This window comes from Methylocella sp. CPCC 101449 (assembly GCF_031921685.1).
GTDB lineage: Bacteria > Pseudomonadota > Alphaproteobacteria > Rhizobiales > Beijerinckiaceae > Terripilifer.
This window is the reverse complement of record NZ_JAPDHU010000002.1, coordinates 267,397-279,440: the sequence shown is the minus strand read 5'-3', so window position 1 is coordinate 279,440 and position 12,044 is coordinate 267,397. Positions and strand designations below refer to the sequence as shown.

Here is a 12,044-nt window from a genome sequence, read left to right as displayed (position 1 = left end):
CCCCTTATTGACAGAAAGCTGTCATATATGAATTTTCTTGTCAAATGGAAATAAACTTGTCAACTTTGCACCCCGCGACATCGCAGGGCCTGCGAGTTCTCGGCGCGCGAACGTCCAGGACATGATGATGATTTGACGGCCCAATCGGACGGCTGTCGTGCGGCAACCGCTCTAGTCGGCGTCCTGTTCGGGCGCGAAGGCTGCGGCGAGCTTCAGCAACAGCGTGGCGGCCGCCTGCATATCCGCGATCTCAAACGGTTCCGCCAGTTCGCTCGCCCACCTGCGCTGCCGGCGAGAGACTTCCACGAACAGGCTTCTGCCATCGTCGGTCGGTCGAACCAGCTTCGCCCGACGATGATCGGGATTGTGGATCAGCTCGACCAGGCCGTCACGCACCATACCCTGCACGGCCAACAACACGCCTTGGCGAGTCAGTTCGAGATGCCTGGCAATCTGCGCCACCGTGCGTGGCTGGGCATCGAGCCCCCCGAGGATCTGCCACCGCACGGCTGAAAGCTTCAGGTCGCGCGACAGCGCCTCGCCGCCGCGGATCAGGCGGCCATTGACGCGAAAGATCGCGAGAATGAGGGCATCGAGCGCATCGCCCTTGGGCGTCCGTGCCATCAGCGGTTCCGTTTCGCGGGACTTGGCCTGCTGGATGTCGGTCGGGTTCGAAATCTGCTCTGGCCTTGCTGATGGACGGCACGCGTTGCCGGTCAATCATCGCACAAGGTTCGGTGGATGACGAGTATCTCGACGCTGAACGATCTCTACGCGTTCGATCCGATGCGATCTCGACTATTTCACCGACAGGCGAAACGCCCCCTCGCCGACGGCTTTGATCACCGCGCTGAATGTGTCCTGCCGGTTGAGTCCCCGGGTGTTCAGTGCATGCCGCTCAAAATCGCCCAACGCGGCGAGTTGGCCATACAGCGCCGTGATCGTCTGCGGATCGCTCAGCGTGTCCCCGCCCCGCGCGCCGCAACGGGCGATGGCTTCTTCGAGGGCCGGCTGCAGAACGACGTAATGAAGCGGCACGTTCAGCGCCTGGAACGGTTTCAGGAACCAGGGACCGATGATGCCATCGACCACGACGAAATAGCTACCCTCCGCATAGGCCTGTGCCGCCAGGGCCAAGGCGGCGATAACCACTTCATTCTGCGGATGGGCTTCCGGCAGATAGGGCGCAACCGCGCCGTGCTTGATGAAGTGCCAGAAATCGTCAGCATGCAGATGCACTTTTGGTGCGCCCGGTTCGGCCGCCAGGGCCTGCGCCGTCGTCGTCTTGCCCGCGCCCGGCGGGCCGGTCAGGATCAGCACTTCGCCTGCTCGCATGGCCAATATCTCCGCCATCTTCTCACGTAGCGCCAAGATCAGTTTTCCAAAGCACGCAGTAGCCGAATCGATTTTGTTCCTGTATTGTTCTCATCAGTTCAGAGAGCCGTTGAGGACATTCGATGACCCATCCCGAGACCCGCCCCGCCGCCGAACAGCGTTTCACCCAGCGGCTTGCGCCGGCCGGTTCATTCGAGGATGCGACCGCCTCCATCCAGGCGGCCTTGGCCCAGTTGGAAAGGGCCGAGAATGCGCTCGAGCGGCAATTGCGCGACCTGCGTATCTATATCGGCAAAGACAGCGCCCGCGCGGCTTCGTAAGAGTTTCCCCGTTCCATGGCCAAACCCCACAGCACCTTTGTCTGCCAGAACTGCGGCGCGATCAGCCAACGCTGGCAGGGCCGCTGCGAAGCCTGCGAGGAATGGAACACGATCGTCGAGGAGGCACCCTCCTCCGGCATCGGCGCCCGTGCCGCCGCCGGCAAGGGCCGCGTCTTCGCGCTCGAAGGCCTCGACGGCCAGAGCAAGGAAGCGCCGCGCATCATCTCCGGCATTACCGAATTCGACCGGGTGGCGGGCGGCGGTCTGGTGCCGGGCTCGGTGATCCTGATCGGCGGTGAGCCGGGCATCGGCAAATCGACCCTGCTGATCCAGGCCTGCGCCACACTGGCGATGAAGAAACATCGCGTCGTCTATATTTCCGGCGAAGAGGCCGTGGCGCAGGTGCGTCTGCGCGCCGCCCGTCTTGGGCTGGCGTCGGCTCCCGTCGAACTCGCGGCCGAGACCAGCGTCGAGGACATTCTCGCGACCTTGAAACAGGGCAAACAACCGGCCCTGGTCATCATCGATTCCATCCAGACCATGTGGACCAGCACGGTTGAAGCCGCGCCCGGCACCGTCACGCAAGTTCGCGGTGCGGCGCAGGCGCTTATTCGCTTCGCCAAGACCACGGGCGCCTGCGTCATTCTGGTCGGCCATGTCACCAAGGACGGGCAGATCGCCGGGCCGCGCGTCGTCGAACATATGGTCGATGCGGTGGTTTCCTTCGAAGGCGACGGCGGCCATCAGTTCCGCATTCTGCGCGCGGTGAAGAACCGCTTCGGACCGACCGACGAAATCGGCGTTTTCGAAATGACCGGCTCCGGCTTGAGCGAAGTGGCCAATCCGTCCGCTCTGTTTCTCTCGGGCCGCGACGCATCGGCGCCGGGTGCGGCAGTGTTCGCCGGCATGGAAGGCACGCGGCCGGTGCTGGTCGAGGTTCAGGCGCTGGTGGCGCCGACCTCACTCGGCACGCCGCGGCGTGCCGTCGTCGGCTGGGATCCGGCGCGTCTGTCCATGGTCCTGGCGGTGCTGGAGGCCCATGGCGGCCTGCGGCTTGGCCAATATGACGTCTATCTCAATGTCGCCGGTGGTCTGCGGGTAAACGAGCCGGCAGCGGACCTTGCCGCCGCTGCGGCCCTTGTCTCCTCGCTGACCGGCGCGCCGCTACCGGCGGAAACGGTCTATTTCGGCGAATTGGGCCTGTCCGGAGCGGTGCGGCCGGTCACCCATGCCGGGCAGCGAATCAAGGAGGCGGCGAAGCTTGGCTTCAAGGCCGCCGTCGGCCCGGATCAGAGCGGCGAGGCCGGCCCGCTCAGCCTGCGCGCCTGCGGCCATATCACCGCCTTGGTCGCTGATATCGCTGCTTCTGGCGCCGGTCGGCGCGCTCCGGCGCCCCAACGACCACGAGCTGTGGGCACTGCCTAACTGTTATTAACAAGAGGTGACGCCCTTAAGCTTCTTCGCTATAAGCGAGGCGCGCGGCGGAAACCATTCCTCATTGAGGGAGTGGTGTCCTGGCCTGCGCATCATTGGTTCCTTGGCGTGGCGGACGCCAATAGCGAGACGATTTTCGATGCCCTCTTATCTTGATCTTGGCGTTATTGCGGTCGTCCTTCTGTCTGCATTTCTGGCCATGTTGCGCGGGTTCACGCGCGAGGTTCTGGCCATCGCCTCCTGGGCCGCCGCCGCCGTCGCCGCCTATTATTTCTACCCGCTCGGCCTGCCCTATCTAAAGCCCTATATCAGCAAGGAAAACATCGCGATCGGCGTGTCCGCCGCGGCGATCTTCTTTGCCTCGCTGGTGATCGTGTCGATCTTCACGGTGAAGATTTCCGACATGATCCTCGATTCCAAAATCGGCGCCCTCGACCGTTCGCTGGGCTTCCTCTACGGCGCCGCGCGCGGCCTGCTGCTGTGCGTCGTCGCCTTCCTGTTCTTCAACTGGCTGGTGCCGGAAAAGACCCAGCCGGAATGGGCCCGCACGGCCCGCACCAAGGCGCTGCTGCAAGCCACGGGCGACCAGCTCATGGCGCTGCTACCCGCCGACCCCGAAAGCGCCATCCTCAAGAGCCTGAAGCGCCCGGGCAGCGACGAACAGCCGGCCCCGGAGAGCGATCAGCCGCCCGCCGCCAATCCGGCCCCGGCCGCCCCCGGCCAGCGCACCGATGCAGCTCCATCGCAGTCCGACCGGAATCGCATCCAATCGCTGATTACCCAGGGAAACCCGCAAGTTTCTGGCCAGCGCCCCTGACAAAACGGCTCGATGTGATTATGTAGGCTTCGTGACGACGCCCGCGAGTCGCATTCTGCCGCGGCCGGACCGTTCCAACCGAGCCGAATCGGGGAATTTGCCATGACGCACGCCGCGCAATCCGGGCTGAGCGAGAGCTTGGGCGTTGACGCCGCTGACGAAGATAGTCCTTCCGGGGATCATTACGCCGGGGACCAGCACGACTTCGATTTGGACGGCGATCAGCTCCGCGAGGAATGCGGCGTCTTTGGCATTTTCGGCCATCCGGACGCTGCCGCCATCACGGCGCTCGGCCTGCACGCCCTGCAGCATCGCGGCCAGGAAGCCGCCGGTATCGTTACCTTCGACGGCAAGCGCTTCTCCTCCGAGCGTCGCCTCGGTCTGGTTGGCGAGCATTTCTCCAAACAGTCGACCATCGACCGCCTGCCCGGCCATTCCGCCGTCGGCCATGTCCGCTATTCCACCACCGGCGAAACCATTCTGCGCAACGTGCAGCCGCTGTTCGCCGAACTCGATTCCGGCGGTTTCGCCGTCGGCCATAACGGCAATCTGACCAATGCTCTGACCTTGCGGCGCGAACTGATCCGCTCGGGCGCCATCTATCAGTCGACCTCCGACACCGAGGTCATCCTGCATCTGGTCGCCAAGAGCCGGCATCCCCGCATTCTCGAACGCTTCATCGAAGCGATCCGCCAGATCGAAGGCGCCTATTCGCTCGTCGCGCTCACCAACAAGAAGCTGATCGGCGCGCGCGATCCGCTCGGCATCCGCCCCCTCGTGCTGGGCGAGCTCGATGGCCGCTATATCCTGGCGTCCGAGACCTGTGCGCTCGACATCATCGGCGCCAAATTCATCCGCGACATCGAGAATGGCGAGATCGTCGTCATTTCCGAACAGGAAGACGGCAAGATCACGTTGGAGAGCCACAAGCCGTTCCCGACGCAGCCCGCCCGCCCCTGCATCTTCGAATATATCTATTTCTCGCGGCCGGACTCCATCGTTCATGGGCGCTCTGTCTATGACGTGCGCAAGAGCATGGGCGCCCAGCTCGCCATCGAAGCGCCCATCAATGCCGATGTGGTCGTGCCGGTGCCTGATTCCGGCGTGCCGGCGGCAATCGGCTATGCCCGGCAATCGGGTCTGCCTTTCGAACTCGGCATCATCCGCAACCATTATGTCGGACGCACCTTCATTCAGCCGACGCAATCGGTACGCGAGCTTGGCGTCCGCCTCAAGCACAGCGCCAATCGCGGCGTGGTGAAGGGCAAGAGCATCGTCCTCATCGACGATTCCATCGTGCGCGGCACGACGTCCGTGAAGATCGTGCAGATGATGCGCGATGCCGGCGCGCGCGAAGTGCATATGCGGATTTCCTCGCCGCCGATCACCCATCCCGATTACTACGGCATCGACACGCCGCAGCAGGACAAGCTGCTCGCCGCACGGATGCGCCATCGCGATGGTTCGATCGATCTCGACGGCATCTGCAAATATATTGGCGCGGATTCGCTGGCCTTCCTGTCCGTCGACGGCATCTATCGCGCCACCGGTTTCCCGGGCCGCGACAATGCCCGGCCGCAATTCACCGATCACTGCTTCACCGGCGACTATCCGACCTCGCTCACCGATCTCGGTGCCGAGAAGCAGCGCACGCAATTGTCGCTGCTCGCTGAAGTCGACTGAGCCTGCCATTCATGTTTGGAGTCCTGGCGCATGTCGGCGCTTGAAAATCGTGTTGCCCTCGTCACCGGCGCGTCGCGCGGAATCGGTCGCGCCGTCGCCCTCGAACTCGCCAAGCGCGGCGCCCATATCATTGCGCTCGCCCGCACCCAGGGCGCGCTCGAAGAGCTGGACGATGCGATCCGTGCTGTCGGCAGCAGCGCCACTCTGGTGCCCTGCGACCTGAAGGATTTCGATGCGATCGACAGGCTCGGCCTGGCGGTTTTCGAGCGCTGGGGCAAGCTCGACATCCTGGTCGGCAACGCCGGCCTGTTGGGGCCGACGACGCCCCTCTCCCACCTCGACCCACCGCAGTGGAACGATGTCATGGCGGTGAACGTGACGGCGAACTACCGCCTGATCCGTTCCTTCGACGCCTTGCTACGTCAGTCGGATGCCGGCCGCGCCGTGTTCATTTCGTCGGGCGCCGGCAACAAAGCCGACCTCTCGCCCTATCGCGGTCTCTATGCGACGTCGAAGGCGGCGCTGGACGCCGTCGCGAGAACATTCGCGGCGGAAACGCAAAACACCTCCAAGGTCAAAGTGATGCTGGTCAATCCCGGCTATGTGCGCACGAAAATGCGCGCGCAGCTCATGCCCGGCGAAGACCCGATGAGTCTGCCCGCGCCGGAAGAGATCGCGCCCAAGATCGTCGATTTGTGCATGCCCGACTGGACCGAGACGGGCGGCATCCTCGACATCCCCAAGGGTGCGGTGCAGCGTTTCCGAGAACCGGTCTGAAGGCGCGCGCACGCCGCAACTTTGCCATCCGGGCAACCATCTTGCACGCTTTGCGTTTTTCCGTTCAAATCGGTTGCCGCGACCTTCGGCAGTGATCTGGACGGCCATACCGGACGTTGACTCTGAAGGCGCAGCAGGACGCAACGGCAGATTTGGCGCTGCCGCCGTGTCCAAGGGCTGACAAACGCCAGAGGAACGCGCCTTGGCGCGTCAACGAGGGCATGAGCGAAACGAACTCTGTACCGGCCCGCCGGGATGTGATCGCGGTTACTCCGGCCAACGCCGCCAACTTTGGCAAAAGCTATCCCTTCGCCGTCCGTCAGGCGATCAACCTCTGTTCCCATCTGGTCTATGGCACGCTCGACATCGAGATGCCCGACGGCAAGACCTTCCGTTTCGGCGGCGTTGAAGACGGTCCCTATGCGCGCATGATCGTGCATGACGTCGCGTTCGCCGAGAAGGTGGCCCGCGGCGGCGAGGTCGGCGTGGCCGATGCCTATCTGTCGGGCATGTGGTCGGCCGAGGATCTCGAAAAATTCCTTGAGCTGTTCTGCTACAATCAGCCGGTCATCCAAAAGCTTCTCGCCGACAAGCCGATCATCCGCTTCGTACAGATGGTCCGCCACTGGATGAATCGCAACACCAAATGGGGCTCGAAGCGCAACATCCATGCGCACTACGACCTCGGCAATAAATTCTATTCGCAATGGCTCGACCGCACGATGACCTATTCGTCGGCGATCTATGCGGACGGCGACAACGACCTCGCCTCGGCGCAGACGCGCAAATATCGCGAGCTGGCGCGGCAGATGAACATCCAGCCGGAACATCACGTGCTGGAGATCGGCTGCGGCTGGGGCGGCTTTGCCGAATATGTGGCGCGCGAGATCGGCTGCAAGGTCACCGGCCTGACGATTTCGCAGGAGCAGTTCGACTTCGCCACCAAGCGCATGGCCGATGCCGGCCTGTCCGACAAAGTCGAGATCAAATATCTCGACTATCGCGACGAGAAAGGTGTTTACGACCGGATCGCCTCGATCGAAATGTTCGAAGCGGTCGGCGAGGAATATTGGACGACCTATTTCAGCCAGTTGCGCGACCGGTTGAAACCGGACGGCGTCGCCGGCCTGCAAGTCATCACCATCCAGGAAGCGCTGTTTCCAAATTACAGGCGCGAACTGGATTTCATCCGCCGTTATATCTTCCCCGGCGGCATGCTGCCGACGGCGACGATCATGCGCGAGCTCGGCGACCGCTACGGCCTGAAGCTGGCAACAGATCGGATGTTCGGCATCGACTATGCCCGCACACTGTCGCAGTGGCGCGACACTTTCCTGGAAAAGTGGCCGTCCCTGACGACATTGGGCTTCGACGAGCGCTTCCGCCGCATGTGGGAATTTTATCTGTCCTACTGCGAAGCGGGCTTCCGCGCCGGGACCATCGACGTTCGCCAGATGGTCTACCGCAAGTCGTAACCGCACGGATTGCGCCGCGGCTCGGCACAGCCTAGACAAGATCAGCGCACGCGTGAGCACGGCGGGTTCCCACCCGCCGGAAGCTCCGGCGCGGATAAGGAGCCGTTTCGATGAGTTTTGTTCCGGATGTGATCGGCGCGATCGGAAATACGCCGCTGATCAAGCTGAAACGCGCTTCCGAGCTAACCGGCTGCACCATTCTGGGCAAAGCGGAATTCGTCAATCCGGGTGGGTCGGTGAAGGACCGTGCCGGCCTTGCGATCATCAAGGATGCGGTGGCCAAGGGCCAGTTGAAACCGGGCGGCATCATCGTCGAGGGCACCGCCGGCAATACCGGCATCGGCATCGCGCTGGTCGCCAATGCGATGGGCTTCCGCACCGTGATCGTGATCCCCGAGACCCAGTCGCAGGAAAAGAAGGACATGCTGCGGCTGCAGGGCGCCGAGCTGATCGAAGTGCCAGCCGTGCCCTACTCTAATCCCAACAATTACGTGAAAGTCTCGGGCCGCATTGCCGAGAAGCTGGCCAAGGAACATCCGCAGGGCGCGATCTGGGCCAATCAGTTCGACAATGTCGCCAACCGGCAAGGCCATATCGACACGACGGGGCCTGAGATCTATGCGCAGACCGATGGCAAGGTTGACGGCTTCACCTGCGCGGTCGGCACGGGCGGCTCGCTCGCCGGCGTCGGCATGGCGCTGAAAGCGCGCAACAAGGACATCAAGATCGCTATCACCGATCCGATGGGCGCGGCGCTCTATTCCTACTACACCACCGGCACGCTGAAGTCTGAGGGATCGTCGATCACCGAAGGCATCGGCCAGGGCCGCATCACCGCCAATCTGGTCGATGCGCCGATCGACATGGCTTTCCAGGTGCCGGATGAAGAAGCGCTGCCGATCGTGTTTGAACTCGCCGAACATGAGGGCCTGCTGCTCGGTGGTTCGTCGGGCATCAATGTCGCCGGCGCCATTCGCATGGCCAAGGAGATGGGTCCCGGCCATACGATCGTGACCTTGCTCGCCGATTCCGGCGTGCGCTATGCGTCAAAACTGTTCAACCCGGCTTTCCTGCGCGAAAAGAAACTGCCGGTGCCCGATTGGATGGAGCGCACCAGCAGCGTCGACAAGTGCCTGGTGTAGGCATCGCTCTCAGCGCCGATATTGCTCGCCGCTGACTTTCTCTAGCGCCGCCGCTTCGGCCGCTGGACATTTTCCGCCAGCCACAGCGCGAAATCAGGCCCGGCCTTGTCAGCGTCACCGCGCGTCAACGTGGCGAAGGCCTTGAAGCCCGGCGCCTTCGAGGGAAAGGCAAAGACGATCTTCCATTGGCCGCGCGCCCGCAGCCATTGCTTTGCCAGGCTTTCGAGCGGGCGCTCCTCCGGACCGACCAGATCGCGGCAGCGGCCGCGCGGCGGCCCGAGTGCGAGATCCGCCAGGCGATCGGCCACCGTGCGGATATCGACCGGGCGTAGCACGACGCCACGCGGCACATACATCAGCATCGGCGCGGTGTTCAGCCGCGTCAGCACGGCGTGGACGAGATTGTGAAACTGCGCCGCGCGCAAGATCGAATAAGGAATGCCGCTCGCTGCGATGCGCCGCTCTTCTTCAAGCTTGACGGCGTAATAGGGAAAATCGGCGGAGGTTTCGATACCGGCGATACCGATATAAACGAAATGACCGACACCGGCCGCCTTGCAGGCTTCGAGCAGATTGGTGGTGCCTGCGATGCTGTTGTCGGGCGTCGAGGAATCGTGCGCGCAATGGATGACGGTCGTCACGCCAGCCAAAGCCGCTGTGAGATCGTCTTTCGACAGAAGATCGGCCTCGACGCCGATATGATCTTGAAGCGGCGCACGCTTGCCGCGGCTGAGAGAACGAACCTCGGCGCCCGTCTGTTCCAGCGCGTCGACGACGCGCCGACCGAGAGTGCCGGTTCCACCTGTAACGAGAATGGTCATGGAGGGAGGTATTGGACATTCGCGCGCCGCGCGCAATGCCTGTGGTCCGACCGGATGCTAATCGGCCACGCCGTCTCGCCCCTCGATCGCCATCAATGTCGCGGTCAGTAGAGCTACCAGCCGTTCTTTCCCCTGCATTTCGGCGAAGACCTCGGCTTGCGCCAAGGTCAGCGTCCGCCCGGCCTTGATGACGCGCCCGCGCGCGATGATGCGTTCGCCGGCGGCCGGTGCAACGAGGTTGATCTTGAACTCGGTGGTGAGCACGCCGACGCCAGGCGGCATGAGGCTCAACGCCGCATAGCCGGCAGCGGAATCGGCGATCGAGGACACAGCGCCGGCATGCACAAAACCATGCTGCTGCGAGATGGCGGGATTTGGAGAGAGCGCGATGTCGACGGCGCCGGGGGCAATGTGGAGGATCGAGGCACCCAGGGTGCGCATCAGCCCCTGTTTATCGAAACTTGTTTGGACGCGGGCGTGGAAGGCTGGATCTTTCGGAACGGGTGCGTTCACCGCTTTGCCTCCCTCAAAACGCTTGCCTCATCGAGATAGGCAAACTTCTCAGGGTGGGCAAGCTGGGCGATCAGCCGACGACGGCGATGAACCAGATGAAAGCGCCGGCCCACAGGCCGAAGGCCACCAAACCACCGATGTTGCTCTGGCTGTGCGTGCGTCCCATAACGACCTCCTCAAGTCCGATGAGGTCACTCTAGCTGGCCGGCCGATGGCCGATGTGCGAGGGTACACATGGCAAATGTTTCGTTAAAATCCGACGAGGAACGTTCATGAATGATTCAGCATCGCAGGCCGGAGCCCCCATCGTTTCGACCGCCTGGCTGGCGGATCGGCTGGGGACGGCGGGCCTGAGCGTCGTCGATGCCTCCTGGTATCTGCCGGCCGCCAACCGCGACGGAAAAGCCGAATTTCTCGACGGTCATATCCCTGGCGCAGTGTTTTTCGACATCGATGCGGTTTCCGATCATTCGAGCGACCTGCCGCACATGCTGCCCGATCCGACCGGCTTCGCCGAAGCCGCCGCCGGCCTTGGCGTGAATACGGATGACGATATCGTCGTCTACGATGGCGGTGGCCTGTTTTCGGCGCCGCGCGTCTGGTGGATGTTCCGCCTGTTCGGCGCCCGCAAGGTGCACGTGCTCGATGGCGGCCTGCCGCGCTGGAAGACGGAAGGGCGGCCGCTCGAACAGGGCGCGGGCCAGCGGACGGCCGGCCAGTTCAGTGCCCAGTTCAACAAGGACGGCGTCGCCTCGATGGCCGATGTGGCGGCAGCACTCCAGGACAAATCGGCGCAGGTGCTCGACGTGCGCGCCGCCGGGCGGTTCACCGGCGAGGCCGCCGAGCCCCGCCCCAACCTGCCCTCCGGCCATATGCCCGGCGCACGCAATCTGCCGACCACCGAACTCGTCGCCAATGGCGCGCTAAAATCGAAGGACGAGCTGCTGAAAGCCTTCAAAGATGCGGGAATCGACCCGGATCAGGCCCTGATCACCAGTTGCGGCTCAGGCGTTTCGGCCGCCATCGCCAATCTGGCGCTGGCCGTTGCCGGCAAGCCGCAGCCAAAACTCTATGACGGATCGTGGACCGAATGGGCCTCGCGCGGCCAGCCGGTCGTCAAAGGCAAAGCTTGACGGCCTACGACTGATCAATTTGGCGGCACGTATCTGATCAATAATTAGGCAATATCTGCGCAAGCTTTAAGCAGGGCTTGCGCGAAGCCGTGGAAGCCGAATAAATCCAGCCATAAACCCGTTATTTGCCGGGGGTGGCTGGATAGAATCTTGGCACAGCAGGTGCTAATAGCCCGTCGGAATGCGGTCATTGGGCCGACCCACGGACCATCACCGGGAGCAGCGGGAGCGCATGAAAAAGATCGAGGCGATTATCAAGCCCTTCAAACTGGATGAGGTGAAGGAAGCCCTCCAGGAAGCCGGCTTGCAGGGCATTACCGTCACCGAAGCCAAGGGTTTCGGTCGTCAAAAGGGCCACACGGAGCTCTATCGGGGTGCCGAATATGTCGTCGACTTCCTGCCGAAAGTGAAAATCGAGATCGTCCTCGCCGACGAAATGCTCGACCGTGCCGTCGAAGCCATCCGCAAGGCCGCCCAGACCGGCCGGATCGGCGATGGCAAGATTTTTGTATCCAATATCGAGGGGGCTGTCCGCATCCGAACCGGTGAAACCGGCACGGATGCGATTTGACATCTTCCTAGATCCCTCCAGCA

Annotated in this window: 13 protein-coding genes; 9 read left to right on the top strand and 4 right to left on the bottom strand. The window is 63.0% G+C overall.

What is annotated here, in order from left to right; genetic code table 11:
- Positions 1-171: 171 nt before the first annotated feature.
- Entirely contained in the window at positions 172-720 is a 549-nt protein-coding gene (locus OIM99_RS11910; RefSeq protein ID WP_311850628.1) for a MarR family transcriptional regulator, read from the bottom strand.
- Positions 721-798: 78 nt separating this feature from the next.
- Complete coding sequence (locus tag OIM99_RS11905; protein ID WP_311850627.1) at positions 799-1,335, bottom strand: AAA family ATPase; 537 nt, start codon at positions 1,333-1,335, stop codon at positions 799-801.
- Positions 1,336-1,457: 122 nt separating this feature from the next.
- Here OIM99_RS11905 and OIM99_RS11900 point away from each other — a divergent pair, with 122 nt between their 5' ends.
- From OIM99_RS11900 to OIM99_RS11870, 7 genes are all read left to right on the top strand, one after another.
- Entirely contained in the window at positions 1,458-1,655 is a 198-nt protein-coding gene (locus OIM99_RS11900) for a hypothetical protein (RefSeq protein ID WP_311850626.1), read from the top strand.
- A gap of 15 nt (positions 1,656-1,670) precedes the next feature.
- Positions 1,671-3,080, top strand: a complete 1,410-nt coding sequence (gene radA / locus OIM99_RS11895) for a DNA repair protein RadA (protein WP_311850625.1) — start codon at positions 1,671-1,673, stop codon at positions 3,078-3,080.
- A 148-nt stretch (positions 3,081-3,228) separates the two neighbouring features.
- On the top strand, positions 3,229-3,906 hold the full coding sequence (locus tag OIM99_RS11890) for a CvpA family protein (protein WP_311850624.1): 678 nt from the start codon (positions 3,229-3,231) through the stop codon (positions 3,904-3,906).
- Positions 3,907-4,008: 102 nt separating this feature from the next.
- Entirely contained in the window at positions 4,009-5,589 is a 1,581-nt protein-coding gene (purF, locus tag OIM99_RS11885; protein ID WP_311850623.1) for an amidophosphoribosyltransferase, read from the top strand.
- 30 nt (positions 5,590-5,619) lie between these two features.
- Positions 5,620-6,366, top strand: a complete 747-nt coding sequence (locus tag OIM99_RS11880; RefSeq protein WP_311850622.1) for an SDR family NAD(P)-dependent oxidoreductase — start codon at positions 5,620-5,622, stop codon at positions 6,364-6,366.
- Between the two features lie 221 nt (positions 6,367-6,587).
- Complete coding sequence (locus OIM99_RS11875; protein ID WP_311850621.1) at positions 6,588-7,841, top strand: cyclopropane-fatty-acyl-phospholipid synthase family protein; 1,254 nt, start codon at positions 6,588-6,590, stop codon at positions 7,839-7,841.
- Between the two features lie 110 nt (positions 7,842-7,951).
- Positions 7,952-8,983, top strand: a complete 1,032-nt coding sequence (locus tag OIM99_RS11870) for a cysteine synthase A (protein ID WP_311850620.1) — start codon at positions 7,952-7,954, stop codon at positions 8,981-8,983.
- A 41-nt stretch (positions 8,984-9,024) separates the two neighbouring features.
- On the opposite strand, the gene OIM99_RS11865 is transcribed toward OIM99_RS11870, so the two are convergent.
- Positions 9,025-9,804 (bottom strand): NAD(P)H-binding protein, encoded by a 780-nt coding sequence (locus OIM99_RS11865; protein ID WP_311850619.1) that lies wholly within the window; start codon positions 9,802-9,804, stop codon positions 9,025-9,027.
- Positions 9,805-9,861: 57 nt separating this feature from the next.
- On the bottom strand, positions 9,862-10,317 hold the full coding sequence (locus tag OIM99_RS11860) for a PaaI family thioesterase (protein WP_311850618.1): 456 nt from the start codon (positions 10,315-10,317) through the stop codon (positions 9,862-9,864).
- 272 nt (positions 10,318-10,589) lie between these two features.
- Between OIM99_RS11860 and sseA the strand changes: the two genes are divergently transcribed.
- On the top strand, positions 10,590-11,450 hold the full coding sequence (gene sseA, locus OIM99_RS11855) for a 3-mercaptopyruvate sulfurtransferase (protein ID WP_311850617.1): 861 nt from the start codon (positions 10,590-10,592) through the stop codon (positions 11,448-11,450).
- A gap of 232 nt (positions 11,451-11,682) precedes the next feature.
- A complete protein-coding gene (locus OIM99_RS11850) occupies positions 11,683-12,021 on the top strand; it encodes a P-II family nitrogen regulator (RefSeq protein ID WP_090701143.1) in 339 nt (112 codons plus the stop codon).
- Positions 12,022-12,044 lie beyond the last annotated feature (23 nt).

Bases quoted from the DNA above. Each gene is read 5' to 3' on its own strand.
- OIM99_RS11905 (WP_311850627.1), bottom strand. From the start codon at position 1,335: ATGCGAGCAGGCGAAGTGCTGATCCTGACCGGCCCGCCGGGCGCGGGC.
- OIM99_RS11900 (WP_311850626.1), top strand. From the start codon at position 1,458: ATGACCCATCCCGAGACCCGCCCCGCCGCCGAACAGCGTTTCACCCAG.
- radA (WP_311850625.1), top strand. From the start codon at position 1,671: ATGGCCAAACCCCACAGCACCTTTGTCTGCCAGAACTGCGGCGCGATC.
- OIM99_RS11890 (WP_311850624.1), top strand. From the start codon at position 3,229: ATGCCCTCTTATCTTGATCTTGGCGTTATTGCGGTCGTCCTTCTGTCT.
- purF (WP_311850623.1), top strand. From the start codon at position 4,009: ATGACGCACGCCGCGCAATCCGGGCTGAGCGAGAGCTTGGGCGTTGAC.
- OIM99_RS11880 (WP_311850622.1), top strand. From the start codon at position 5,620: ATGTCGGCGCTTGAAAATCGTGTTGCCCTCGTCACCGGCGCGTCGCGC.
- OIM99_RS11875 (WP_311850621.1), top strand. From the start codon at position 6,588: ATGAGCGAAACGAACTCTGTACCGGCCCGCCGGGATGTGATCGCGGTT.
- OIM99_RS11870 (WP_311850620.1), top strand. From the start codon at position 7,952: ATGAGTTTTGTTCCGGATGTGATCGGCGCGATCGGAAATACGCCGCTG.
- OIM99_RS11865 (WP_311850619.1), bottom strand. From the start codon at position 9,804: ATGACCATTCTCGTTACAGGTGGAACCGGCACTCTCGGTCGGCGCGTC.
- sseA (WP_311850617.1), top strand. From the start codon at position 10,590: ATGAATGATTCAGCATCGCAGGCCGGAGCCCCCATCGTTTCGACCGCC.
- OIM99_RS11850 (WP_090701143.1), top strand. From the start codon at position 11,683: ATGAAAAAGATCGAGGCGATTATCAAGCCCTTCAAACTGGATGAGGTG.